A 26,541-nucleotide genomic window follows, 5' to 3' on the forward strand; every position below is an offset into this window, starting at 1 on the left:
TGCTTTTATCCATTCTGATAACCCAGGCACCCCGGGCATTAAATTCGTGTGCTACAAGTTGGGATCAATGATCCATTGCAGGAGATCTTCTTTTTGATTCTTCCATTGACCGAATCCATCCCGGCAATGTTCCTCTGCATTTCCTGATAGTCTGGCAGCATCGCTCAGATCGACAGGAACGATCTTTCGGATGTCGTAGAAGATGCCGGTTTCGCCATGCCGTATGTATTCGTTCATCGTGGGCTGACCGGCGGCCACCACTACCTTTCCCATGGCCATCGCTTCAAGGAACGGCATCCCGATCCCTTCAAACAAACGCGGGGCAAAAAAGACATTGGCCCGGTTCACGGCTTCCAGATAGGCATCTCTCCTGTCGAACCAGTGCGTGAGCGTGATGTTGTACTTTTCCATTTCCTGCCGGGTAGGTAATACTTCTTTGTACCACTTTGCATCCAGGGCAAGGTGAATATGGAATTTTTTGAACGGCGTACCACGGATCAGCTGCCGGATGTGATCCCAGGTAATATCATTGGTTCGCTGCCAGAAAAAGCCGTGAAGCTCAGCGAAATCATTTTTACCGGCTGGCAGAAGTCCCGGATCAGGAAAATAGTGCAAATGGAGGGAAGTCAATCCCAGCGATACAAGCTTACTGTGCAGGTGCTCCGAAAAATTGATGAACCTGAAGCGATGGTAGTTTTTCCAGACCTTATCAGGAAAATTATGGGTGTCGTCGTACATAGGGACAAGAACGATGTTTTGGCAGTTCAACTGTTCCAGCTTGTGAGGGGGATGATAATAGAAGGTCTGGAACAGGATGACGACATCGGTTGAGTTGGCATCCAGCCCTTTCCAGTTGACAGCAGGTCCTCCCTTCCAGGAAGGATCCTGGTAAAGGTCAATCTGATGCTTCTGATTCAACAGGCGGATCAAAAAATCTGAGGAGCCCGTTTTCTGATGCAGTGAATGATCAATGAAAGCGATCCTTTTACACGATATTCCCTGAAGAGATGGTTGAGAGGACAGCGTTTCTGATGATCCTGACGACCGGCCTGACATCCGGTTAATGAAACTCATCGCCCGGGCATACAGGATCTTCGCCCGGTAGGAGCGTAAAAGATGCATCATATACATACCACAAACCATGCTTTTAATCCATGACAATGAGCTGTAGTAATTCCTGATATAAGCCCCGGGGCAATCTGTTTGATATCGGGACGGGAATCATTTTCCTGTGTAAGCATTGGAAATATATCCCTCCACCGTCCCCTCCACTGCTAGCAGTGGAGGGGTGCAGTGGAGGGATGCAAAAAGATTTTATCCAATTCCTTATATATAATTTTTTTATCAAAATACTTATTAAATAATTCTTTTGATATTTTTATTTGTTGTTGATATGATGTATTGTCGCTGATCAGCTTATGGATCACCTCCGCAAAATTCTTTGCCTGATCCGCAACCAGCAATTTCTCCCGTACTTCATACGGCATGCCGGTCAATCCTCTGGCCGTGCTCACCACCGGAATCCCGAACGACAGTGCCTCCACCACCTTTACCTTCATTCCCGTTCCATCCAGCAACGGATTGATGCTGATGCGCGACCTGGAATGGACACTGCTGAGATTTTCTGCGTACCTTATGCAGGTCACGTTCGGCTGCTGTGGGATGGATTCCGTAATGCTACCGACGATGAGCAACCGGAGGGAGGGATCCAGCAGCGGGTAAACATCCCTGAAAAACCACTCCATTCCCCGTTTATTGCTGTAATTGGCTGAGCCTATGAAAACCATATCATATTCCGGGTCCTGACTTGCTGAAAAATGCGGTTCCATGAACACAGGAATATGATAGTATTCAGGATTCCTGGCAAACCGGGAGAAGAATTGCATTTCCTCCGCCGAAACGCAGATTACCTTATCAAACAGATTAACGCGCTCAGTTTCCTCTGCCAGGTAATTGCCGGTATTGATTTTCCCGTGCAGTGCGTCAAATTGGGTCAACGTAAGAAAATCTTCAAGTGTCAGAACCTTCACAATACCTTCAGGAACATTTGTTCGTACAAGGTTAGCCCAGTAAACATAACTGATCACAATAAAATGGTATTCTCCCTTTTTCATCAGCGAATCGAAATATTTCCGGAGACTTCTAAAAGCAAAATCATGCAGGTGGTTTGATCGTGTATACACGCTGAAATATTTGCGGAAGAAATCAGGAAAAGACCGTTGAGCTTCCACGGGATCTTTCAGTAATCCTTTCCGGTGATCATAAAGAAAAAGATGGTCAATAAGATTATAATCAGGAGGATAGGATGCCGGATCCCATTTGCTTTCAAAATTTTTCAGGCCAAGAAGATCAACTGAGAAATCCCGTTCTTTCAGGTACTTTATCAGTTCAAAATACCGCTTATGAATCCCGCTTCTCAATTCGAAGGGATTGTGGGGAAAAACCAGGAGGATCTTGCGGAGCAGCATTTGGGATCAGGGGTATTTCAACACTTTGACAGTTTTTGTTTTTTCTCCAATGTTCATCTTCATTATGTACATGCCACGCGGAAAGGAGGATAAGTTGAGTTCAGTTTTCCCGGGGCTCATCATTTCCTGCCGGAATAAAATCCTTCCCCTGAGATCATACAATAAGATCATGAACTTTCGTCCTGGATCCAACGGTTGGACCCCAACGTTGACAAGTCCATTTGTGGGTTTTGGATAGATTATTACTGATCGTTCAGAAGCAGGGTGTTCAGTTCCCAATATGTATTCCGATAGTGTATCACCACCGTTCGCCTGATCATCCATTGCCGAAATGATCGTGACCGGGTTCAGTGGTTCGCTGCAGCCTTCCTCGCTGATATAGGCATGGAAGTAGCTACCGTTCTGGGCGTGGAAGCCGGGTTTGAGAAAGATCTGACTCCCGGCGACCAGGGTGACACTGGTGCCGTCGATAACATTAACCTTATATACCATGCATCCATACCACTGGGTGGAAGATAAATGTGTCTGCCAGCTGGTGGTGGGATAGATATGGTAATTCCAAAAGGGACAGTTCAGGCAGATGGGGTACAATTCCGTAATCATCATCTGGTCATTGTGGTAGTTAATTAATTCATAACCAGCTACGCTCCTGATCGTATACCATGTCGGATTATCATATCCTCCCCAGCCCCAGTTGAACTTGAATTGAAAGAAGGAATCAATATATCTGTATGCATAGCCCACAAATGCATGACCACTGCCATTGTCCCTGGTACCCCGGTAATAAAAGGGGCGCCCGCAGTCTATTTCATTCACCATAAGTCCTTCCCAATGCATCCAGCTTTCATACCAGTCCTTCTCTTTTATATCAGCAACTGATGCAAATTTAAATATATTGACCAAGGCATCCAGCGCTTTATTGATGTTAGAACCCGAAGAGCAATAGACATAATCTGTTTTGGCAGCTTGACCAGCATGAGAAATTAAGAGGGCCACATCATCATGATCAAAATCATTCAACTCATCCGGCATGTTTGAAAAATCATACGATGAAAAGCCAAAGCTTAAGTATCCATAGGATGGATCCGCGAGCTGGCATCCGGATCTGCCGGCATTATCCGGATCCCAATATCCAGTGAACCCCAATGTACTGGTCGGCCAGTCCCAGTAATTCATGATCTGTGCCATGGCGACAGCCACGCAACCAGTTGGAACCCTGTTATCAAAGCCCTCATCGCTCGGAGGGTGAATGCCTCCGGTGTTGGGGCACAGGTGATTATAATACATATTCTGATTCCAGTGCATGCTCTCCATCCCCGGCAGCTCTGATAAAGGATAGTCCCGCTGGACACGGCCCGGCCCATTCTGGTATGTATACCATAATTGCAGGGTCATTTCGTCCTCCGGAAGTTCCAAATCAATGATCATCTCGATCTGATCAGCGTAGGAAAGGATCAGACTTCTTGCAGCTGGGGCTATTTTCTCCATACGGTCATCCGTCCACGTTTCGTATTCATTATGCGCCAGGATCGGATAAGCCCTGGTATCACCCGCGATGATTAAAAATCCGCCGGTTTCGATGTTGACAAAATACAACAGCGGCTTCAGTTCCCTGTTTCTTTTCACAGAATGGATCCGTGGAGTCACCGATTCCAGGGAACTGTTTTTTGCCAATGCGGTGTATTCATAATAAAAATGTTGCGCAACTGTCAGAACCGCAGCGCTGTCCACCGTATGGGCATTCAGGGTGTCAGCAAATAAAAGTATGCCCGGAATGATCCAGCAGAGGAATCGTTTCATACTTGTGGGAACTCATGAACGAATTCATTACATAAATTGACGATCAGCACCATGACTTCATGACCGTTTAACTCCTGGTAAAAATAAAATATTTCCGTAAACTGATCACATCTGACAATGACCAGTGAATAAAAAAGTTTAACGTAAACAGGTAAACGATCGAAGTCAGGAAGATGAGCCTAATCCTCCGTAGATCAATCTTTCAGGCAACGTATGGAATATCCGTTTTCTTTATAATTAGTGCTGGCCCGTCCCGCGAGAGCAGTTTGGTGCCACAGATAACGGTCCCAGGCGTCATTTGAATTATACTGTGTAGAGGACCAAAAATTACCATATTGGCCAAGAGCGCTGAAGTTCCCTGAAACTTTATAGCGAACCCCTCCGGGAAGGCCCGTGAAGCCACTGGTATTGACACCACCTGTGTTGGGCGTAAGCCAATGCGTTAAACCTGCTTCTTTTAGATTACCTCCTGCATCCAATCCTCTGAAACCTGTTGCGTCCCACTCGGCATCACCGACAGGATACTGACTGTCGACAACTCCTTCCAGTATCTTCCACTCATTATCTGTAGGTATGTGCCAACCATCAGGACAAATACCCTGTGCCCCTTCCGTGATTACATACTGCATTGCCTCCGTCCATTCATACAAACCACCATAAGTATCGCAATAGGTTATGTCATTATCGTAACAATACTTTTCCACAGTACCATTATTTGTTTGCAGGGATCCACTGACTGTGCTATTGATCTTCGTCCCCACATTCAGGTTCTGAGCCATCCAACATTGGGAGCCGATCAGAACGGTAGCGTATGACTGCCCGTCGCGGGCGTCAACTAAAGAGCTTCCGCACACGAAAGGTAGTGATGGCAATATATAATTACCCACACCAGAAACCCAAGCCGATTCCACACTTACATATATCAAAATACCTCCGGAATGGATGTAGGTCCTGTATTTCAACTTATTACTTGCTAAATCAAAGGCTGTCACCAGATTACTGGTGTCGTTCAATCCGTTCGTACCATTGACATTGAATCCCTGATCAGAACGCACCCTGCCGGCGACATCCAATTTTTCGTTGGGTGTATTTTTCCCAATGCCCACATAACCGCCTGTTTTAATATACAGTGCATTGGTCGCACTGTTGGGTTCCATCGTGAGCACATCCAATCCGTAGGCCTGGTCGCGGATCTTGAAGCCTCCATAGGTGGTTGCCTTGAATTTCCAGTTCGCCCCGCTCAGGTCATCAATCATGGAATAGGTTGCTCCGCCGCCACCTCCCAGGTTCCGGATGGTGATTGTGGGCTCGCCCATGTTTTTCGCAACATACAGCAATGTCTGGGGCGCATTGTTCCCAACGCCCACATACCCGCCGGGATAGTCTCCCCCGTGGCCGGTGACCACGTCGGGGCCAAGTATCTGCCAGTCAAAGTCGTTTCCACGCTCCCCGCTGCCTGCCCTATCGGCATACAGGGCATACGGGACGGATAATAACTGGGAAAAGCCCATTAGCTCAAAGTTGGTTCCCCCTGCGGGATCCATATCAATGCGAAGATAATGATTGCCCGCACTCCAGTTGATGGCGGTAAAACTGCCTGCCAGGCTTTTACCTTTACCCACTTCAATATTGACCATGCCCAGTTCGCTGGTCGTAACGGAATGCATTTCACGGTATACCTCCGGTCCTTCCGTGTTGGATTGCAGAATGCTGATCTGCAGGCTGATGTCCTGGCCGGGCAGGACCTGTCCCGTCCTGTCCCGCACCACAGCCTGGTACTTGAAGGACTGCGGTGCCTGGGACAGTACAGTGTAACTCATTAAACAGATCAGCAAAGCGATGAGTATTGTGATCTTTGATGCATTTTTTTTCATAATCGAAGGATTTACTCGAATAATGATGATAAATGATTAATCTTTGCTTTCAGCTCTTTGCTTTTTCACCTTCATTCGTCTCTCGGAACCTCAACGGGATCCGGAATGTGCACGATTTCCATCCTTGCAGTTCGGTTTTCGTGGTCTTTTGTCACAATCCGATAATCAAAACTGCAGGAAGCGGGCCTTCCGTCAGGGGTTGTGCCTTTGACCCGGAAGTGGTCGGGACTTTTATGGGTGACGACCAGAAAGACCATTTCTTCCGAAACAGGTGTGAGGAAGACCTTGTAGTCATCCTGCAGATCGACTGTATGCGCAAAAACAGGATCGATGGCGACAGTGGCTTCTCCATTCCTCAGTTCGGAAGAACCGATGTCCTCTATCCAGCTTTCCGTTGCCTGGAGAGAGTTAAATGCCCGATACACATTCTCTTCCCCGGGCATCCTGCTTTTTTTGAAGGTATTGTATCCTCCATCGGCATATACATTCCCGACTCCGGTAATATAGAACTTCAGTGTTCCACCCGGGTAGTCGCCAGCATAGGCTTCTATCAGTCTACCTGAATAACTCCAGGCCCCCACACCGGTGCCGGCATAAAATGCATGCCCGGCCAAACCGTAGGAATCATCGCTATCAGCTCTTCCTAAAACACCTGCAGCTGTTCCATCATTGTCGTCAGCATGAAAATAACCTGCAGCTCCCTCTGTGGATTCATGCAACCCATATATGCTGTAGTTCGTGCCTGTAGTCTGATAGACTGTAAGTTTAGCAGGTGGATTTAGCCCTGTTGTTCCAATACCTACATTGCCTCCTGCTTTGATATAAATGCAATTGGCAGCGCTGTTCTTCTCAATGGTGATCACATCCAGTGAACTGGCGTGGTCGCGGATCTTAAAGCCTCCGTAAGTGGTTGCCTTGAATTTCCAGTCAGCGCCGCTGAGATCATCCGTCATCGAATAGGTTGCACCCCCGCCTCCTCCCAGGTTATGGATGGTGATGGCCGGTTCGCCCATATTTTTGGCTACATAGAGCAAGGATCCGGGCGTGCTGTTCCCGATCCCCACATAGCCGGAATTGGTGTTGTAAATGTTAACCCCGTTATAGGACCATTGGGCACGGGCCTCCTTCGTGCACAAGGCAGCAACCAAGACACTCATAATGATAAGAAGCCGTTTTGTTTTCATGGATTTACTTTTTTAAGAAATACGACCACGACAGAAATGACTATCGACCAGTCTAATCAGACCATTTATTTTCCGAGCGAATTGTGATGGTCACGAAAATGAAAATAATTGATAAAAATACGATAAATAAAGGCTAAAAGCAATACAAAAGTAAAATATTTTTCAGTCTGGTGTCAGCAGCCAGCAGGATGCGGGAAGCGAGTGGCAGGTTTGGAATTTGGCTGCTGGAATTTAGATTTTATCAGGTTCCTTCCGCCTATTTATACCTTGGATGGTAACTGATGATCGTGTCCCGCAGATACCTGCGGTCGAGGTGGGTATAGATCTCGGTCGTCGTGATGGATTCGTGCCCCAGCATCTCCTGCACGGCCCGCAGATCAGCTCCCCTTTCCACCAGGTGGGTGGCAAAGGAATGGCGCAGGGTGTGGGGACTGATGGTCTTCTGAATTCCGCATTTCGCCGCCAGGTCCTTGATGATCTTGAAGACCATGACCCTCGACAGTTTGCCGCCCCGCTTGTTCAGAAACAGGATATCTTTCGCTTCTTTCACCACCGTTTGATGGCGGCGGGTCTCTTCCTGGTAGATCGCAATGAACTTGATGGCCGACTGCCCGATGGGGATCAGCCTTTCCTTGTCGCCCTTCCCTGTGACACGGATAAATCCCTCGTTGAAGTAAAGGTCAGTGATGCGGAGGTTGACCGATTCGGAGACCCGCAATCCGCAGGCGTACATCGTCTCAATCAGTGCTTTGTTGCGGTGGCCGGCCGGTTTGCTCATATCAATGGCCTCGATCATCCGGTCGATCTCCTCCACCGTAAGTGTTTCGGGAAGCTTGCGCCCGATCTTTGGCGATTCGATCAGTTCGGTGGGATCTTTTGCGATTGCGTTCTCCAGAAGCAGGTATTTGTAAAATCCTTTGAGGCCCGACAGGATCCGTGCCTGACTCCTGGCTTCCAACCCTATTTCATTGATCTGGTTCAGAAAATCTTTCAAATGGTCGTTGGTGACCTGTGCTGGTGAAACATCGGCAGCGACAAAACCGATATAGTGCTGCAGCTTTTCAATGTCGTGCAGATACGCTTCCACCGAATTTTTTGAAAGCGACTTTTCCAGCTGCAGGTACGCCTTGTATCCTTTGATATACGATTCCCAGGATCCCATGGCGTAAAAGTACGACAAAGTGCTTAATAGTCATTTGTAGTTATTTGCCCGGCGCTTCGCGCTTCGCGTTATTCATAGTCATTAGCTTGAGGCTTGAAGTTTGTAGCGAAAAAGTTATTCTGTAAATTTTGATATTTCAAGTAAAATATATAATTTTGCCGCTCCAAAAAAAAGCTGAAAAATGGCGAAGAAGTCAAAAGATGCCCGCATCCAGGTGATCATGGAATGCACCGAGCATAAGAACAGTGGTCTGCCTGGAACGTCAAGGTACATTACGACCAAGAACAAAAAGAACACACCCGAGCGGCTGGAACTGAAAAAGTACAATCCCATTCTCAAGCGGGTAACCGTACATAAGGAAATTAAATAAGCGAAGCCATGGCAAAGAAAGTTGTTGCAACACTGAAAACATCCACCGGCAAGGATTTTGCCAGGGTGATCCGGATGGTGAAATCTCCCAAGTCGGGCGCATATAGTTTTAAGGAAAGCATTGTCCCCAACGACCAGGTAAAGGAATTCCTTTCAGAGAAATGATCCATCCCTGCTCCGGGAACCTGAAAAGCTTTTTCTGACGCAGAAGGAGCTTTTTTTTTTACCTCTCTTCAGCCCCTCCCCTTAAGGGGAGGGGATAGGGGTGGGGTCATGAATAACGGTATATAAATTCATCATGGGTATTTTCTCCATTTTCAATAAGGAAAAAAAACAGCAACTCGACCAGGGTCTATCCAAGACCAAGGAAAGCGTCTTTTCCAGGATATCCAAGGCGATCGTGGGCAAATCCAAGGTGGATGACGATGTGCTGGACAACCTGGAAGAGATCCTGGTAACATCCGATGTGGGAGTGGATACCACGCTGCGGATCATCGACAGGATCCAGGATCGGATCGCACGGGATAAGTATGTCGGCACCGCTGAGCTGAACACGATCCTGAAGGAGGAAGTCGCCGGACTTTTGGCAGAGAACGAGTCGCGGCGGTTTACGGATTTTTCCATTCCATCCGCCGACCTACCCTATGTCATCCTGGTGGTGGGGGTCAATGGTGTCGGGAAAACGACAACCATCGGTAAGCTGGCCTACCAGTACAAAAAGAGCGGTTACAAGGTGTTGCTGGGCGCAGCCGATACTTACCGTGCTGCAGCCATCGACCAGCTCAGGATCTGGTCAGAAAGGGTAGGGGTGCCGATGGTTAGCCAGCAGATGGGCTCCGACCCGGCATCTGTAGCCTTCGACACCCTTTCGTCGGCCGTTGCGCAGCAGAAAGAGGTGGTGATCATCGATACGGCCGGCAGGCTGCACAACAAGGCACACCTGATGAACGAGCTGGGCAAGATCAAGCGCGTGATGCAGAAAGTGGTCGCCACGGCCCCCCAGGAAGTCCTGCTGATCCTGGATGCGTCCACGGGACAGAATGCTTATGAACAGGCCAGGCAGTTCACGGAGGTCACGGATGTCAATGCACTGGCTATCACTAAGCTCGACGGAACCGCCAAAGGTGGCGTGGTCATCGGCATCTCAGATCAGTTCAGGGTTCCGGTGAAATATATCGGCATCGGGGAGCAGCTGGAGGATCTGCAGATCTTTAACCGGGAAGAGTTTGTAGATTCGCTGTTTAAATAGGCTCATGTTGCAGGGCTCAGAGCACAGGATTGAGATCCCCGCATACGCGGGGATGACGCAGTTAATTTGTAGAGAGAAAAGGCAGGGCTATAAAGTGCTTGTACTTTAAAGCCCTGCCTTTTGTTTTACATCCTGGAACCGTCATCTCCGCGAAAGCGGAGACCCACTCTCAGCCAGTTGCCTAAAGTACGCCATAAACTCCGGATTCAGCAGCCTCTCCTTATTATCTTCCAATACCGCGTCCCGCCTGCCGCTTCCTGCAACCTTAAGACCCGGAGACCCGAGAACCTGAAGACCATCCTACCGGCTCCCATACGTAATAAAACCCGGATTTAATAGATTCTGCTTATTATAGAGCATGTATTTTCCGCTCCCTGCCTCACAGACCCGTCCGCCCGCCGCCTCAACGATCGCCTGTCCCGCACCGGTATCCCACTCGCAAGTCGGACCAAACCGTGGATAGACATCGGCGGAGCCTTCGGCTATCAGGCAGAATTTCAGCGAGCTTCCTCCTGATTTTATTTCAATTTCACCGTGTTCCCTTCGCAGAGCTTCAAGGAATGTCTGAGTCTTTTCGTTCGAGTGGGAGCGGCTGGCAACTGTAGTGAATTTTTTACCGGGCTGCACCAGTGGCAGCGCTTCAGCTTGCTGTTGAAAATGGTCCAGGTCAAATCCGGCAGGCGCTCCGGACGCATTCGTCATCCTGTAACTTCCTTTGCCTGCAATGCCAGCGTAAAGGAGGTCCGGCACGGGGGCGAAGATAAGGCCTGCAACAGGATTCTGTTGGTGAATCAGCGCAATGTTTACGGTGAACTCCCCGTTCCGGCTGATGAATTCCTTTGTGCCGTCGAGTGGATCGACCAGCCAGAAAAGTTCCCAGTTTTTTCTGGTCCCATAAGGGATCTCTTTCCCTTCCTCGCTCAGGACCGGAAGGTCGGTCCGCCGGAGATGATCCGTGATGATTTGATGTGATCTGCGGTCTGCCAGGGTGAGCGGGCTGCAATCGGCTTTCATCTCCACCTGGAAGTCACCTTGCCGGTAGATGTCAAGGATGGCCGCCCCTGCCTTCAGGGTGGCAGTCAGGGCGACATTGAGGTATTTAATGTATGACTTATCCATTCGTCTTGATGTACCCCTCCCCTGCCAGCAGGGGAGGGGACGGGGGTGGGGTATGAAAAGTACAACAAAATCGGGGCTTTAGCCCTGGGCTTTTTCCCCCTTCAATCGCTCCTCCAGCGCGAAAACCTCATCCCTGTATTTGGCTGCGGCGATGAAATCCAGTTCCTTCACCGCGGCTTCCATCGATTTGCGGGCCTTGTCAATGGCCTTCCGGATCTGGCCTTCATCCATATAGCTGATGACCGGATCGGCGGCAGCATCCGCATATTCCTTTTCGACATAAGCCCTGGATAATTTCCCGCTCACATCCATTACGGCAGTCTGGCCAAGGATGGATTGGGTGGATTTAACGATCTGCCGCGGTGTGATATGGTTCTCCTCGTTGTATCTCAGCTGCTTTTCGCGTCTGCGTTCGGTTTCTTCGATGGTTTTTTTCATCGAGTCGGTCACCGTATCTGCATACATGATGACCCTGCTGTTCAGGTGACGTGCTGCCCTTCCTGCCGTTTGGGTCAGGGATCGGGCCGACCGCAGGAATCCTTCCTTGTCGGCATCCAGGATGGCCACCAGCGACACCTCAGGGAGATCCAGTCCTTCGCGCAGCAGATTCACGCCCACCAGCACATCAAAGGCCCCCAGGCGCAGGTCACGCATGATCTCCACCCTGTCGAGGGTTTGGACTTCGGAGTGGATATACCTGCATTTGATGTTCATCTTCAGGAGGTATTTGGTCAGCTCCTCGGCCATTCGTTTGGTCAGGGTGGTCACCAACACGCGGTCACCCTGCCTGATGGTCAGGTCGATCTCTTCCAACAGGTCGTCGATCTGGTTGAGGCTGGGACGGATCTCAATGGTTGGGTCAAGCAACCCGGTTGGACGGATCAGTTGTTCAACCAGAACGCCCTCGCTCATATTGAGTTCATAATCCGAGGGTGTCGCTGAGACAAAGATCACCTGGCTCAGGAGGGCCTCAAACTCATCGAATTTCAGGGGCCGGTTGTCCATGGCCGACGGCAGACGGAAGCCATATTCCACAAGGGCCTGTTTTCTGCTGCGATCGCCGCCATACATGGCTCTGATCTGCGGAATGGTGGCGTGGCTTTCGTCAATGACCACCAGGAAATCGTCGGGGAAATAATCCAGAAGGCAGAATGGGCGGGTTCCCGGCTCGCGCCCGTCAAAGTACCGCGAATAGTTCTCGATACCTGAGCAGTACCCCAGTTCCCGCATCATTTCAATATCATAGGTGACCCTGTCTTCCAGCCGCTTGGCTTCAAGGGGCCGGCCATTTTCCCTGAAGTAGTCCGCCTGCCTGAACAGATCCTGCTGGATTTCAAAAAGGGCCTCCTTCATTTTTTCCTTGGAGGTGATGAAGATATTGGCAGGGAACACGGTCTTGCTTTCAAAGCTGTCGATCCCCTGCCCTGTCACCGGATTGAACGATTCGATGGCTTCGATCTCGTCGCCCCAGAATACCACCCGGAACGCGTAATCCGCGTAGGCGGGAAAGATGTCGACCGTATCGCCCTTTACCCGGAAGGTGCCCCTGTGGAAATCCACCTCGGTGCGTGCGTACAGCGCATCGACCAGGTTGTGCAGGAACCGGTTTCGTTCTGTTTTTTCACCAACCTGGATGTAGATGACATTGGACGAAAAGTCATCCGGATTGCCGATGCCATAGATGCAGGAAACGGACGACACCACGATGACATCCCTGCGTCCCGAAAGGAGGGAGGATGAGGCGCTCAGGCGCAGTTTCTCGATTTCGTCGTTGATGGAGAGGTCTTTCTCGATGTAGGTGTTCGTAACGGGAAGGTAAGCTTCAGGCTGGTAATAGTCGTAGTACGAAACGAAATACTCTACTGCATTATCCGGGAAGAACTGTTTGAATTCACCGTAAAGCTGCGCCGCGAGGGTTTTGTTATGGCTGAGGATCAACGTGGGCCGCTGGATCCTGGCGATGACATTGGCGATGGTGAATGTTTTCCCTGAACCGGTCACACCGAGCAGTGTCTGAAAGGGATCTCCGCGCTCAAGCCCCTCTAAAAGCTGCTGTATGGCCTCAGGCTGATCGCCGGTGGGATCAAATTCGGAAGTCAGACGGAATAGCATAAGGCAAAATTAGCTTATTTGCCGGAACGATTTCCCTCAGGGATAAAAACCCGAACGGAAATGGGAAAATGGTCCGAAATGGAAAATTTTTCCGTTTTATAACCACAGCAGGAAAATGACCTGTCGGTGATGATGAAGTCGATCCGCAGGGGTATGAGGATGGAATTCCGGAACGTTCGGGCAAATCCCTGCCCGCATTCGCAGAACATGTCTTTCATTCCCTTTTTGATCTGCCTGTATGTATAGGAGGTTGGCGTGACATTGAGGTCACCGCATAACAGGATCGGATAGGGACAAAGGTCCATATGGTCCCTCAAAAGCCCGACCTGTCCTACTTTTCTCTGAAAGGCCTCTCTCATCTTTTTTAAAAGGGTGACGGATCGCTTCCTGATATTCTGGTCAGTCCGGCCGGGTGTCGTGATGTCTTTTACGAGGTCATAATCTTCACGCTGAAAATGGACCGACTCAAGGTGGACGTTGTAGATCCGTACGGTATCCCTTTCGATCAGGATGTCGGTATAGATGGAAAAAGCCTTGTTCCTGTTATCGCGCAGGGTTCCGGTGTTTAAGACCGGATAGCGCGAGTAGGTGATCAATCCGTTTGTTTTTTTGGGATTGCTTTTATAATAGTTGCACAGGTAATGGTAAGGCAGTTCCATGCGTTTGCCGAGCGCCTTGATCTCATCCAGGTGACCTGCTCCTGTTGTCGTAAATTCCTGAAGACACACCAGCTGGGCATCGGCCAGGTCCAGAAAATCATAAATGGCCACCTTGGAAGGATTGTCGGATGCGGGAAGTGGATTCTCCGTCAGGTTATGGGTGTTGAAAGACAGTATTTTAACTTCCGACCTGACCGGGTCAACCGTGCATTTATGCTCGAACCGGACATAGAGTGCGTGTTGCGGGATTCCGGCAAGGAGGGTGATCAGTGAGATCAGAAGCTGCCATTTTCCTGCGATCATCCAGATCAGAACAAAAAGTCCATTGAGCAGTGCCAGGTAGGGGAAAGCCAGTCCGAAAAAGGCAGGGACCCATAATTTCTCAGGATTGATGAAGGGAGCTGCGTATGCGACCAGTAAAGCAAGAACAAGAACCAGATTGATGGAGAGGAGAAGTCCTTTCAGCACTCCCTTTTTTTTATGCTGTTTTTTTTGCCTGGTCACTGATCTTTATTGCTTGCCTTGAAAAGAAGTTCTTTTTCTTCCCTGGAGAGGCTATCGTATCCTGAACGGGAAATCTTTTCCAAAATTATGTCGATCCTTTTTTGTTTTTCCGCGCGCATACGGTTGTATTCCTCATCGGTCACCGGCCTACCGCCTCCTGCCTCCTGCCTCCCGCTTCCCGTCTTTTTATGGTAATACGTTACTCTTGGTCCCCTCCTGAACCACCTTGTCATGTTCCTTATCCCGTACCAGTTGATCAGGAGGGGATTCGGATGTCCTTTTTTGAGGAGGATGATGGAAAGATAGCCCCAGAATGCTCCTCCGAGATGGGCAATATGCCCGCCGGGATTGCCCCGGTTGATGCTCAGTATATCCAGCACGACAAAAAGGATGGCGATGTATCTGAGCTTTATCCTTCCAAGAAGCAATAAGTTGACACTGTAGTCTGGCACAAAGGTGGCGATGGCAATTAAAATGGCAAGGACCGATGCGGAGGATCCCAATGCCACCGAGAGAACAACGCTGTCGCGGAAAACCGGAAAGATGTTGAAGGCCGCAATGTAAAATAAGGCTCCGACGAGGCCGCCCCAGACATAGGTGTTCACGAGCCGTTTTTCGTCAAGGTATTCCAGAAAGATACGGCCTCCGAAATAAAGCATCACCATGTTCAGGAGGATGTGCATGAAGTTTTCCTGCGTGAACATATAGGTGAAGAGGGTCCACGGTTTCTGCAGCAGGGCATCCAGGTGCGAGGGAACGGCCAGCCAGCGCGTGATCCGTGTTGCCCCGGTGATCCCTTCCATTTCAACGGTTATGGTGAACAGCCATAGAAAAAGGTTGACCAGGTTCACCGCAATGAAAACCACAACATTGATGATGATCAGGGTCGACAGTGCGGACCTTCTTTTAAAGAAGGTCCTGATCGAATCAAAGGGGGAAGAATAAGGAGCAGGCATGGTTTTTATCGGTACCGGATACGTTTGTTCCAATATTTGATCAGGAAAAATCCGAAGACCATTCCACCCAGGTGGGCAAAATGTGCCACATTGTCACCTGGATTATTGGCAATGCCGAGATAGATTTCCAGTGCTCCGTAAGCCATCACGAAATACTTTGCCTTGACGGGTATGGCGAAAAAGACGTAGAGGAGGGAATTGGGAAACATCATGCCGAAAGCCAGAAGAACCCCGAAAATGGCACCGGACGCGCCAACGGTGGGAATGTCCATTTTCAACTGGATCAGTTCGTGAATGTATTGGATGGAATTCTGGACCATTGCGCCATCAGCAGGGTTCGCATTCCAGGACGAAACAAATCCGCTGATCTGATTGTAGTAGAGCGGAAAGTGCTCATTGACAAAAGCAACAAATGCGTCTGGCCCCGGTGACACTAAATAGTTGCTGACATCCCGGTCAATTCCGTTGAATCCAAGCCAGGTGACGAAGGTCTGAATCAGCGCAGCTCCAATGCCTGTCACCATGTAATAGGTGAGAAAGCGCTTTCCTCCCCAGACATTTTCAAGCACGTTGCCAAACATCCACAGGGCAAACATATTAAAGAAAATATGCGAAAATCCCCCGTGCATGAACATGTAACTGATGAACTGAAAGGGATTGAACTTTTCCGACTGAACATAATGGAGGCCAAGATAATCGACCAGATTGATGTCGAAGGCATAACCCACGGCGTAGGTGCCCATGAACATCAGCACATTGATGATGATCAGGTTCTTTACGACGGGCGGCAGGACTCTGAAACCCGTTGGCCGGTATTGTTCGTATGCCATAGCGTTCGGTCTCTCTTATTTGAATCGCCGGGAGAGCTCATCAAAGCTCAGTGTGATGTAGGTCTTTTTCCCGTCAGGTCCTATCTCCGGTACATCACAGGCAAACAACTCGTCGATCAGATTGTTCATTTCTTCCTTTGAAAGTTTTTTCCCTGCCCTCACTGCCTGCTGCCGTGATAAGGAGCGAGCAAAATTAATCTTTTTATCCTGTACCAGGTCGTCTTTATTTTTTTTGAAATTTTCCAGTACGGCTTCAATCAGCTCTTCTATGTTCTGACTTCCCATGCCTGCCGGTACGCCGGTGATCACGAACATGTTCCTTCCAAACTCGCTGATCTCAAAGCCAATATGCCGGATCTCGGCCAGGAGGGAATGGATCAACTCAAAGTCCTGGGGTGACAGGTGCAGGGTTTGGGGATACAGAAGTTGCTGGGATACAGCTTTTTGCTGAGAAAAGAGGTACAGGTAACGCTCAAAAAGAATCCGTTCGTGAGCTACCTGCTGGTCCATGACCAGCAGACCGGATTTTATGCTGCTTACGATGAACTGGTCCTGAATCTGCAACGTCCTTCTGATGTCGTCGGTTTCCTGGTCCTGCTGCTGATAGAGCTGCTCCCAGTTACGTGTGTCCTGCTTTTGAAAAGTGCCCGGTGCCGTTTCGGCCGGCGATGGCCTGTTAAAAGGATTATAATCCGGGTTGATGGTGATCCCGGGTTGTTTGATCGCACCTCCGGATGGTGCGGAGGTAAACGGCAGGCTTTGTTCTTGTTCAAAATCGAGTGATGGTGTGAGGTTATGGATGCCCAGTGCTTTTTTGACTGCAGCCTTCAAAACGGAATAGATCACCTGCTGGTGCAGGAAATTGACCTCGATCTTGGTGGGGTGGATGTTCACATCAATGGTCTCCGGAGCAACTTCCAGCATTATGAAATACGAAGGGAATGATTCATCGGGGATCAGTTCCGCGTAGGCTTCATCAACGGCGTGATGAAGATAGGGGTGCCGGATATAGCGGCGGTTGACGAAAAAGTACTGTTCTCCCCGGGTTTTCCTGGCAAACTGCGGCTTCCCGATGAAGCCCCCGATCCGGATCAGTTCGGTGTCTTCCTTCACCGGCACAAGGCGTTCATTGTAAGGGGACCCAAAAATGTTGACCAGCCTGGTTTTGAGGTTGGAAACCGGCAACCTGTAGGTGATCCTGTTATCCTGATAGAAAGAAAGGATGATTTCCGGGTGTGCGATGGCAGCGCGCTGAAATTCCTCCATCAGGTTCCTCAGCTCCACTGCATCTGATTTCAGGAATTTTCGCCGGGCCGGTACATTAAAGAACAGGTTCTTCACCGCGACGGAGGTGCCGTTGCCCATCGCGCACAGGGCCTGTTCCTTCACGCGGGACCCTTCGATCAGGATGCAGGTTCCGGTTTCGTCTTCCACCCGCTTGGTCTTCAGTTCCACCTGGGCGACTGCGGCGATGGAGGCCAGGGCTTCACCCCGGAATCCCATGGTCCGAATGGCAAACAGGTCATTCGCATCCCGGATCTTCGAAGTGGCGTGCCGTTCAAAGCACATTCGGGCATCCGTGGGACTCATTCCGCACCCGTTATCGGTCACCTGTATCAGTGTCCGGCCCGAATCACGGATGATGACCTGAATGTCCGTCGCGCCGGCATCAATGCTGTTTTCAAGGATTTCTTTCAGGGCCGATGACGGTCGCTGGATGACTTCCCCTGCTGCAATCTGGTTGGCAACGCCGTCGGGTAGCAGTTGAATGATATCGGGCATTATTTCCGGATGAAAAGGAGATAAATCAACAGGAAGGCAAGCAGGATGAAGAAGATCAGCCGCTGGGAACTGGCCTTCCTTTTTGTTTCCCTTCGGTCATTTCTCCATTTTTGCTGCATCTGAGACCTCAGCCTTGATTCCGCATCACCCGTGCCCGATAGTCCCAGCGCTCTTTTGCGCTGCTCAAGTTCTTCTTTCTTCGGATCATAGTACCTTGGCTTGAACTCGAATTGCTTTGGTTTTGGGGTATGGAAGAATGTAAAAGCCATAGGTCAGCCTTTTGCCAGTGCAGGAAACCGTTGTCCCAAAAGGTAAAGGCTTCCGAACAGGATCGTGTTGTAGAAAAGGCTGCCGGCCACTTCATTCAAAAAGAATGAAATACCGTAACTGCCGTTATTGAAGAAGGCCAGTCCGGCAACGTAGCATTGAATCAGTCCGGCAAACGTATCCGGGTAGAAGGGGCTTGCAAGCCAGGCGCCGAAGTTGGTTACAAGAAAGAACAGCACGGAGGAAAGCAGCGAAGCACCGGCAATGTTCAGGACGGTGACATTTCTCCTTAACAGAAGTCCGATCCCAACGGTGACCGTAAATCCAGCGTAGACCCATCCCATTACCGGATGGAATCCAAGGATCAGATCACTGATGAACAACGCTGTGAGCGGCACCAGGAAAGCAAGGTATTTCTTATGGAGATACGTTCCTCCGAAAAGGGCGATGGCCGCCACAGGCGTGAAGTTGGGCCAGTGAGGGACCAGACGGAACAGGGCCGCTGCCAGAATGATGCCTGCGATGACTGCCAACCGGGTGGTGAAGATCTTTTTGAACATACGTTTTCTGTTTTTTTGAATGAACAAATATAGGAATCATTTACGATATCGTGATGCCTGCCCGTGAATTAAAAATTCACCGTTCAGGTTTAATGACTATTTTTGATCCCCAACATTTATGGATATGAATCGAACGGCCCTCCTTGCAATTTTTGTACCCTTATTTTTTTCCTGCAACGAAATGAAGAAAGAAGCTGACCTGATCCTGCATAACGCAACCCTGTACACGGTTGATTCGGCATTCTCGACCGCTGAAAGCATTGCCATCCGAAACGGAAAGGTGCTGGCCACTGGATCGAACCGTGAAATCCTGGATCAGTATGTTTCGGTCAACCAGGCCGATATGACCGGAAAGTTCATCTATCCGGGCTTTATCGATGCACACTGCCATTTTTGCAGTTATGGCCATAAATTACTCCACACGGCCGACCTGGATGGAACGAAGTCGTTTGAAGAGGTTTTGCAACGTCTAATGGAACATTACCGGGAGCATCCTTCCGAATGGCTGCAGGGGAGAGGCTGGGATCAGAATGACTGGCCGGTGAAGGAATTTCCGGACAACGCACGGCTGGACAGCCTTTTTCCGGGCGTTGCCGTTTACATCCGCAGGGTGGACGGACACGCTGCCCTGGCAAGCTCCGAAGCGCTTCGGAGGGCAGGTATTACACCGGAAATGAAGATTTCCGGCGGTGAGGTGGAGGTTAAGGACGGCAAAATGACCGGCATTTTGATCGATAATGCGATGGACAGGGTGTCAGCAGTGATTCCCTCCCCGGATCAGCAGGAACAGGTCAATGCCTTGCTCGCAGCGCAGGAAAACTGTCTGGCAGCGGGGTTGACCGCCGTTGTGGATGCCGGACTGGATAAAGACATCATCGGCCTCATTGATTCCCTTCAGCAGTCCCTGCGGTTGATGATCCGTCTGGATGCGATGCTGAGTCCCGGTGAGGACAACCTGCAGGCGTATTTTCCGGGAGGGATCTATCGCACGGAGCGGCTTCGGGTCGGATCCGTCAAATTGTACGCCGACGGGGCGCTGGGTTCGCGGGGTGCCTGTTTGCTGGAACCGTATTCGGATTCGCCCGGAAAGACCGGATTGATGGTTACGGACCCCGCTTTTTTCCGGGAGATGTGTCAGAGAGCTTATAATAGTGGTTATCAGGTTAATACGCATGCAATCGGTGATTCGGCCGTTCGGTTTGTGCTGAATGTTTATGCTTCCTTTCTCCAGGGGAAAAACGACCGGCGCTGGCGGATCGAACACGCGCAGATCGTCCATCCGGATGATTTTGCCCTGTTCGGAGCGCATTCCATCATTCCTTCGATCCAGGCCACCCATGCCACTTCGGATATGACCTGGGCGGTAGAGCGCGTCGGAGCCGAACGGATCAAGGGTGCGTATGCCTACCAGCGTCTGCTGGGTGAAAATGGCTGGCTGCCCAATGGCACCGATTTTCCCATCGAATCCATTGATCCCCTCCATACATTTTATGCGTCGGTCGAACGAAAAGATCATCAGGGTTACCCCCCGGAAGGATTCCAGATGGAAAATGCACTGACCAGGGAGCAGGCACTTCGGTCCGTGACGATCTGGGCGGCCAGGGGAAGTTTCTGGGAAAACGAAATCGGGAGCCTTGAGCCGGGAAAATGGGCGGATATGGTGGTTCTGGACAGGGATATCACGACCTGTCCGGGGCAGGATCTCCTCAGGACACAGGTGCTCAAGACATTCATTGCAGGTGAGGAGGTGTATGCTGCGGACTGAGGCAAAGCGGGCAATCTTTCTTTCTTAGATTGTTCATTTCGGCTTTGCGCTTCAGTATCCCTGTTTATTCTGCGAGTTGTTCCATTCATCGAAGATATGGCTTGCCTCATCGCGGAGGATCTGTTTGACTTCCGTTTTTTGTTCCGGGTAGGGGAGGGCGATCTGCTCGTAGAAGGCTATGTCGTCGAAACCGGCTTTGTGGGCGTCTTCGCCTGAGGCGGCAAAGTAAACGCGCGGAATGCGCGCCCAGTAAATGGCGCCCATGCACATCGGGCAGGGCTCGCAGCTGGTGTAGAGCTCGCAATCGTCGAGGTGGAAGGTGCCGAGTTTGGCGCAGGCCTTGCGGATGGCGACGATCTCGCCGTGGGCCGTGGGATCGTTGGTGCGGACCACGGCGTTGGCGGCGCGGGCGATGATGGTGCCGTCCTTGACGATGACGGCCCCGAACGGGCCGCCTTTACCGGTTGTGACGTTTTCTTTGGCAAGGCGCAGCGCCTCGCGCATATAGGTTTTTTCTTTTTCGTTCATTCTGCAAAATTATCTATTCCTTTTTTACTTGCTTTTCTTTACTTTGTTGCAATTAATGGGAAGAGTTTATTTTTAAGCATGTACTTTTCTTTGTCTTGGAACAAAGAAAAGTACCAAAAGAAAATTCAAGGCTGGACTTCTCGGCGACCCACATACGGCTCAATGACTAAATGAAAATAAACTCGCCCCTCCTTTCAGTCGGGGCTCAAACATATTTTCATTTGCCCTTCGGCCACGTCATTTTCGCCGTGTGGGTACCCCGCCTGCGAAGTCCAAGGCCGTTTTAAATACAAATACAAAAGAAAAAAAGGACCGGCCTCTTGAAAATTGCCGCCCGGAAATTCAGTGAGTGGAGCGTTAAAAAATTCAGGCTGTTTGAACGAGCGGAGCGAGTGAGTTCCTGAATTTTAGCGACACGAACTGGATTTCAGGCAATTTTCAAGCAGCCTTGAATTTTCTTTTGTTACTTTTCTTTGTTTCAAGACAAAGAAAAGTAAGAGGTCTAAGAATAAGATGAATGGACAAATGTTAAAACATTGAAATATTTCAATATCGAGATCCAACTTCATCCAAACACTCCAAAATAACCTTACAGACTTCCCTGATTTGATTTTCTTCAATGATCAAAGGCGGTGCGATGCGGAATGCAGCGGGGCGAAAAAGAAACTGGTCAACGACTAAACCATTCTGCGCTAACAAATGCACAACCTTATTCGTAATTTCCTCATCACCAAGCTCCACCGCCATCATCAATCCCTTAAACCGTATCTCCTTTATCAGGGGATGATCGTTCAAAAGCTGATAAAAAAGTTCCCCTTTGGATTGTGCCTGCCGGATGAGATCTCCGGATGTCAGCACCTCCAGGCTGGCCAGGGCTGCAGCGCAGCATACCGGGTGCCCGCCGAAGGTGGTGATGTGACCGAGTTCGGGATCACAGGACAGGGATTGCATCACCTCACGTGATGAAACAAAGGCTCCCAGCGGCATCCCGCCGCCCAGGCTCTTGGCCAGGCAAAGGATGTCGGGAACGATGCCTTCGTGCTCCAGGCAGAATAATTTGCCGGTCCGGCCAAAAGCCATCTGGATCTCGTCGTAGACCAGCAGGGCTCCCGTCTGGCTGCATTCCGCCCGGAGTGCCTGCAGGAAACCGGGTACGGGAAGAATGATCCCCGCTTCGGCCTGGATGGGCTCCACCACCACGCAGGCCGTTCGTTCCGAAATGCTGTCCAGATCGGTGATCGAATTGTAGGTCAGCATACGGATATCGGGTAGCAAAGGCCGGAAGGCGTTCCTGAGCGATTCGTGCCCCAGGATGCTCAGCGCTCCCTGCGTGCCGCCGTGGTAAGCATTCCTGAAAGCAATGATCTCCGTTCGGCCGGTGTATCGCTTGGCCAGCTTCAGGGCACCCTCGATGGCCTCGCTGCCGGAATTGACGAAATAGCAGGTCTTCAGGTCCTCAGGTAGCTGGTCGGCGAGCCGTGTGGCGAGCTTTACCTGCGGGGACTGTATGTACTTGCCGTACACCATCAGGTGCATATACTTTCCGAGCTGATCTTCAATGGCTCTTATGACAACGGGATGCCGGTGACCGAGGTTGCTCACGGATATGCCCGAAACCAGGTCGACATACCGTCTGTCCTCCGTATCGTACAGGTAGATGCCCTCCGCCCGTTCGATCTCCAAAGCCAGAGGCCTGCGGGAAGGCAGCCCGACGTGCCGGAAAAATAGTTCGCGCTGGGATATCATGGCGTTCTTTTTTGTAAAAATACGTATCTTCGTTTAAACTAAAGGAGTCAGGATGATTTGTATTAATTTTTACTTTTGTTGCCTTCTTTAAAATTAAAACGTATCCTTAAAAATCAACATCGCTTCTTATGCACGATACATTACTATATTCAGTTTCTCCGGAGGGACAAAAATTCCCTCTCCCTGTCGGATCCGATTACCAATCCGAGTTCTCCCGCCTGGAACAACTGGTCAAAGATGCCCGGGAGGATAACAAGGAGATCGTTGTCGTCATGGGCCTGGGCTTTGTCGGCGTGGTGATGGCCGCCATTGTGGCAAATACCACTGATGCTTCGGGCCGTAAGACCAAATTCGTGATCGGCTGCCAGCGGCCGAGCACGCGTTCCTTCTGGAAGATCCCGATGATCAATAAAGGCATCTCTCCGGTCAAGGCCGAGGATCCCGAAGTGGCCGTGCTGATAGACCATTGCGTCGTTCATGACAAAACCATGAGCGCCACCTTCAACGACGATTGCCTGCAGTTTGCCGACTGCGTGGTGGTTGATGTTCAGTGCGACTTCGTCAAGAAGGAGCTGGGCAACATGCGCACCGGTGAAGCCGACATGACCGCCCTGGAAGACACGATTCGTACCATCGGCAAAAAGATACAACCCGGTTGCCTGGTGTTAATTGAAACCACCGTGGCACCCGGTACGACCGAGTTCGTTGCCTGGCCCATCCTGAAGACAGCGTTCCGTGACCGGGGCCTCAAGGACGTTCCTCTGCTGGCCCACAGCTTTGAGCGGGTGATGCCAGGGAAACATTACGTATCGAGCATCCGTGACTTCTGGCGTGTCTGTTCAGGCTGCGATGACGAGGCCCGTCAGCGCGTTGAGAAGTTCCTTCGTGAGGTGCTCAACACCCGCGACTTTCCCCTGACGGTGATGGACCGTCCCATCGAATCGGAAACCACCAAGATTGTGGAGAATTCCTATCGTGCAACCATTCTCGCTTTCCTGAATGAGTGGAGCCTCTTTGCCGAGCGCAACGGCGTTGACCTGATCAAGGTGATCAATGCGATCAAAATACGCCCAACCCATAGCAACATCATCTTCCCCGGCCCCGGCATCGGAGGCTACTGTCTCCCCAAGGACGGCGGGCTGGGCTATTGGGCCTACGAACACATCCTGGGTTTTGACGATGGTGACAAGATCTTTCGGGTTACACCAACTGCCATTGACATCAACGACACCCGTTCCCTCCACGTGGCCAGTCTTACCCGGGATGCCCTGCGCAACATGGGCCGTCACATCGCCGGACTGAAGGTGCTGCTTTGCGGCGCCAGTTATCGACAGGATGTGGGCGATACACGGTACAGCGGCAGCGAGCTGGTGGTACGCAAGCTCACTGAAATGAACGCTGAGGTTAGCGTCCATGATCCATATGTGGACCACTGGTTTGAGCTCGAAAAGCAAGATGAATACCCGGCATCGGGATCAAGCTGGAAGCGGTTCTTTTTGAACCAGGAAAAGCTGAAGGACATCACCGTCCAGAAGGACCTTCCTGAAGCCTTGAAAGGCGTTGCTGCAGTGATCCTCGCTGTGCCGCACAAACATTACCTTAACCTTAATCCCGATGATATCGTTGCCTGGGCAGGTGGGCCGGTGGCAGTCATTGACGGATTTGGCATTCTGACAGATGCACAGATCAGGCGGTATTTCGAGCTTGGCTGTGAAATTAAAGCGTTAGGGCGGGGGCATGTGGCCAGGATTAAGAGGGGAGTGCTTAAAGGGTAGCGGGAAGCCTGTCATTGCAAAGCGGGAATCACCCGCACCGCATTCCTTACGCGCTCCTCCTGCATCCCTGAAATAATGTAATAATCTACCCCCAATTTGTCAAGTTCCGCCTGGTACAGGCTGAATAAAAATTCCCTCCTGTCGGGATCCTCGCGCTGCGGATCGGGCTCCCACGACAGGTCGGTGTCCATCAGCAGGTAAAGATCGTACCGGTGATGCAGCACCATCTCCTGGATCCACGGATCACACCGCTGGAACTTGTCGATGCTCCATATCTTCAGCACAATGAAATCCGTGTCGCAGAACAAGTAGCGGTTGGCCTTCCTGGCCATCTCCTGCTCAAGACGGTATTGCTCCCGTGCGATGAGCAAAAGATCATCGTAGGAATAGGACCTCCCGAGTGAAGCCAGATACGACCTTGCTGCCTCGGGTACATAGGCTGTATGATAACGCCCGGCAAGCTGCTGCGCCAGCATCGACTTGCCTGTCGACTCGGGACCGGTGATGGAAATGCGCCGCATCATCTGATGTCTGCTGAACGTAGCTTCCGGCGCCACGAAATGAAACCAAGGATGGCAATGACCAGAAAGATCAAAAACTGAAGACTGGAAAAGATGAGCCCCTGGTGGGCGTACAGTGGAATGCAAATGACGTCCCCGATGATCCAGGCAATCCAGTTTTCAACCTTCTTGCGCGCCATGAGCCACATGCCAATGATGAAAATGGCCGTGGTAAAGGCATCAATGCCGGGAACCGTGCTGTCCGTATGGTGCATCAGGACATACCGGAGCAGGAAGAAAAAAATGATCAGCAGGGCCATCATGACCACACCATAAGGAAGGCTGCAACGTGAAATGGCAAGCACCTTTTCATTTGCATCTTTCCTTGTCCAGGCGTACCAGCCATAAACGCTCATCCCAAAATAAAACACGTTGATGCCCATATTGGCGTAAAGGCCGGCATCGTAACACAAGTAGACAAAGATCAGCACATTGATGATGCCGGCAGGGTAGACCAGGATGTTCTCCTTCCGGGCATACCATACGCTGAGGATCCCGAAGATGACGGCAACATACTCGATCCAGCTGGTATCGAGGATATTTTGAGTCAATTCACTGATTATATCGTTCATCTAAGTCTGATCAATGTACCCTGCTCCGGCACCTCTCCACTGCTCGCAGGGGAGGGGACGGGGGAGGGGTATAGGTATTGAAAATTTTCACTACCTTTGATCCATCAAAATTACAATCTTAATTTAAATTCCTCCCCATGAAAAAAACAGGCTTTCTTCTCATGCTTATCGCACTCCTTGTTTTCACTCTCAGCGGATGCCTTACGGTTGAACAGAAAGAGTACACCTTTGAGCTCACGGGCACGAATTCGGGGAAACTTACCATCAAATACATCAACATCATGTCGGTGATGGACGACACCCTGGATGTTTCCGGCGAAGATTTTGAAGGGCTGCTAACCAATTACCTCTACGGTGAGACCATTGAAACGGATTATCCCGATGCAGTACTCGTCGATAAACAGCTGTTCGTGGAAAACGGTGTCCTGTGCGGAAAGCTCGTCATGGAATTCAACGACCTGTCGGCGGTGAAACTGTTCCGCTACAAGTCGGCCGGCCCATTTATGCTGAACATCGGTTCGTTCCTCGATACGGAGACCTTCATTGCTTCCAACGGTGATTTCGGAGGCGACGCTATGCCGGTGGTCTTCTGGCCCGAGGGATTATCCCTGATGACGGTGACTACCGGGGTGACACAGCCCGATGAGACCACCGTCAGTCTGGCGGGGGATTATGAAGCGTGGAAGAAGAACCAATAGGA

The 26,541-nt window shown here is 50.5% G+C and carries 24 protein-coding genes; 6 read left to right on the forward strand and 18 right to left on the reverse strand.

Annotated features, from left to right (window positions below; genetic code table 11):
- Positions 1 to 51 precede the first annotated feature (51 nt).
- From PKI34_06260 to xerD, 6 genes are all read right to left on the reverse strand, one after another.
- Positions 52 to 1,131, reverse strand: a complete 1,080-nt coding sequence (locus PKI34_06260; protein HNS17405.1) for a glycosyltransferase — start codon at positions 1,129 to 1,131, stop codon at positions 52 to 54.
- A 143-nt stretch (positions 1,132 to 1,274) separates the two neighbouring features.
- Positions 1,275 to 2,468, reverse strand: a complete 1,194-nt coding sequence (locus tag PKI34_06265; GenBank protein ID HNS17406.1) for a glycosyltransferase — start codon at positions 2,466 to 2,468, stop codon at positions 1,275 to 1,277.
- A gap of 6 nt (positions 2,469 to 2,474) precedes the next feature.
- Positions 2,475 to 4,268 (reverse strand): C10 family peptidase, encoded by a 1,794-nt coding sequence (locus PKI34_06270; protein ID HNS17407.1) that lies wholly within the window; start codon positions 4,266 to 4,268, stop codon positions 2,475 to 2,477.
- A gap of 194 nt (positions 4,269 to 4,462) precedes the next feature.
- Positions 4,463 to 6,142, reverse strand: a complete 1,680-nt coding sequence (locus tag PKI34_06275) for an FISUMP domain-containing protein (protein ID HNS17408.1) — start codon at positions 6,140 to 6,142, stop codon at positions 4,463 to 4,465.
- 71 nt (positions 6,143 to 6,213) lie between these two features.
- Positions 6,214 to 7,326, reverse strand: coding sequence for a hypothetical protein (locus PKI34_06280; GenBank protein ID HNS17409.1), 1,113 nt, complete (start codon positions 7,324 to 7,326; stop codon positions 6,214 to 6,216).
- A 256-nt stretch (positions 7,327 to 7,582) separates the two neighbouring features.
- Complete coding sequence (gene xerD / locus PKI34_06285; GenBank protein HNS17410.1) at positions 7,583 to 8,488, reverse strand: site-specific tyrosine recombinase XerD; 906 nt, start codon at positions 8,486 to 8,488, stop codon at positions 7,583 to 7,585.
- Between the two features lie 181 nt (positions 8,489 to 8,669).
- Between xerD and rpmG the strand changes: the two genes are divergently transcribed.
- The 3 genes from rpmG (at position 8,670) to ftsY (ending at position 10,106) form a co-directional block, all read left to right on the forward strand.
- Entirely contained in the window at positions 8,670 to 8,858 is a 189-nt protein-coding gene (gene rpmG / locus PKI34_06290; GenBank protein ID HNS17411.1) for a 50S ribosomal protein L33, read from the forward strand.
- Between the two features lie 8 nt (positions 8,859 to 8,866).
- Entirely contained in the window at positions 8,867 to 9,022 is a 156-nt protein-coding gene (locus PKI34_06295; protein HNS17412.1) for a DUF4295 domain-containing protein, read from the forward strand.
- Positions 9,023 to 9,155: 133 nt separating this feature from the next.
- A complete protein-coding gene (ftsY, locus tag PKI34_06300; GenBank protein HNS17413.1) occupies positions 9,156 to 10,106 on the forward strand; it encodes a signal recognition particle-docking protein FtsY in 951 nt (316 codons plus the stop codon).
- Between the two features lie 300 nt (positions 10,107 to 10,406).
- Here ftsY and cysQ read toward each other — a convergent pair whose 3' ends face one another.
- The 8 genes from cysQ to PKI34_06340 form a co-directional block, all read right to left on the reverse strand.
- Entirely contained in the window at positions 10,407 to 11,225 is an 819-nt protein-coding gene (gene cysQ, locus PKI34_06305; GenBank protein HNS17414.1) for a 3'(2'),5'-bisphosphate nucleotidase CysQ, read from the reverse strand.
- Between the two features lie 78 nt (positions 11,226 to 11,303).
- A complete protein-coding gene (gene uvrB, locus PKI34_06310; GenBank protein HNS17415.1) occupies positions 11,304 to 13,337 on the reverse strand; it encodes an excinuclease ABC subunit UvrB in 2,034 nt (677 codons plus the stop codon).
- Between the two features lie 14 nt (positions 13,338 to 13,351).
- Positions 13,352 to 14,500 (reverse strand): endonuclease/exonuclease/phosphatase family protein, encoded by a 1,149-nt coding sequence (locus PKI34_06315; protein HNS17416.1) that lies wholly within the window; start codon positions 14,498 to 14,500, stop codon positions 13,352 to 13,354.
- Positions 14,497 to 15,456 carry a rhomboid family intramembrane serine protease gene (locus PKI34_06320; GenBank protein ID HNS17417.1) on the reverse strand — a complete coding sequence of 320 codons (960 nt, stop codon included), beginning with the start codon at positions 15,454 to 15,456 and terminating at the stop codon, positions 14,497 to 14,499. The genes PKI34_06315 and PKI34_06320 overlap by 4 nt, the downstream gene beginning before the upstream one ends.
- 5 nt (positions 15,457 to 15,461) lie before the next feature.
- Positions 15,462 to 16,286: a rhomboid family intramembrane serine protease gene (locus tag PKI34_06325; protein HNS17418.1), complete on the reverse strand. Its 825-nt coding sequence runs from the start codon at positions 16,284 to 16,286 to the stop codon at positions 15,462 to 15,464.
- Positions 16,287 to 16,301: 15 nt separating this feature from the next.
- Positions 16,302 to 18,068, reverse strand: a complete 1,767-nt coding sequence (mutL, locus tag PKI34_06330) for a DNA mismatch repair endonuclease MutL (GenBank protein ID HNS17419.1) — start codon at positions 18,066 to 18,068, stop codon at positions 16,302 to 16,304.
- Positions 18,068 to 18,337 (reverse strand): hypothetical protein, encoded by a 270-nt coding sequence (locus PKI34_06335; GenBank protein HNS17420.1) that lies wholly within the window; start codon positions 18,335 to 18,337, stop codon positions 18,068 to 18,070. Before PKI34_06335 ends, mutL begins: the two co-directional genes overlap by 1 nt.
- Positions 18,338 to 18,340: 3 nt before the next feature.
- The gene (locus PKI34_06340; protein ID HNS17421.1) at positions 18,341 to 18,895 is read right to left on the reverse strand and encodes a hypothetical protein; all 555 of its coding nucleotides are present in this window, start codon (positions 18,893 to 18,895) and stop codon (positions 18,341 to 18,343) included.
- Between the two features lie 181 nt (positions 18,896 to 19,076).
- On the opposite strand from PKI34_06340, the gene PKI34_06345 reads away from it, so the two are divergent.
- Positions 19,077 to 20,660 carry an amidohydrolase gene (locus PKI34_06345; GenBank protein ID HNS17422.1) on the forward strand — a complete coding sequence of 528 codons (1,584 nt, stop codon included), beginning with the start codon at positions 19,077 to 19,079 and terminating at the stop codon, positions 20,658 to 20,660.
- Between the two features lie 51 nt (positions 20,661 to 20,711).
- Here the strand turns inward: PKI34_06345 and PKI34_06350 are convergent, their stop codons facing one another.
- Complete coding sequence (locus PKI34_06350; protein HNS17423.1) at positions 20,712 to 21,188, reverse strand: nucleoside deaminase; 477 nt, start codon at positions 21,186 to 21,188, stop codon at positions 20,712 to 20,714.
- A 546-nt stretch (positions 21,189 to 21,734) separates the two neighbouring features.
- Positions 21,735 to 22,934 carry an aspartate aminotransferase family protein gene (locus PKI34_06355; GenBank protein ID HNS17424.1) on the reverse strand — a complete coding sequence of 400 codons (1,200 nt, stop codon included), beginning with the start codon at positions 22,932 to 22,934 and terminating at the stop codon, positions 21,735 to 21,737.
- 128 nt (positions 22,935 to 23,062) lie between these two features.
- Between PKI34_06355 and PKI34_06360 the strand changes: the two genes are divergently transcribed.
- Positions 23,063 to 24,709: a UDP binding domain-containing protein gene (locus PKI34_06360; protein ID HNS17425.1), complete on the forward strand. Its 1,647-nt coding sequence runs from the start codon at positions 23,063 to 23,065 to the stop codon at positions 24,707 to 24,709.
- An 11-nt stretch (positions 24,710 to 24,720) separates the two neighbouring features.
- Here PKI34_06360 and PKI34_06365 read toward each other — a convergent pair whose 3' ends face one another.
- Together PKI34_06365 and pnuC are read right to left on the reverse strand one after the other, a co-directional pair.
- On the reverse strand, positions 24,721 to 25,233 hold the full coding sequence (locus tag PKI34_06365; GenBank protein ID HNS17426.1) for an ATP-binding protein: 513 nt from the start codon (positions 25,231 to 25,233) through the stop codon (positions 24,721 to 24,723).
- A complete protein-coding gene (gene pnuC / locus PKI34_06370) occupies positions 25,230 to 25,841 on the reverse strand; it encodes a nicotinamide riboside transporter PnuC (GenBank protein HNS17427.1) in 612 nt (203 codons plus the stop codon). Before pnuC ends, PKI34_06365 begins: the two co-directional genes overlap by 4 nt.
- A 137-nt stretch (positions 25,842 to 25,978) precedes the next feature.
- Between pnuC and PKI34_06375 the strand changes: the two genes are divergently transcribed.
- Entirely contained in the window at positions 25,979 to 26,539 is a 561-nt protein-coding gene (locus PKI34_06375; GenBank protein ID HNS17428.1) for a hypothetical protein, read from the forward strand.
- The last annotated feature ends 2 nt before the right edge of the window (positions 26,540 to 26,541 follow it).

Source organism: Bacteroidales bacterium (genome assembly GCA_035342335.1).
GTDB lineage: Bacteria > Bacteroidota > Bacteroidia > Bacteroidales > JAGONC01 > JAGONC01.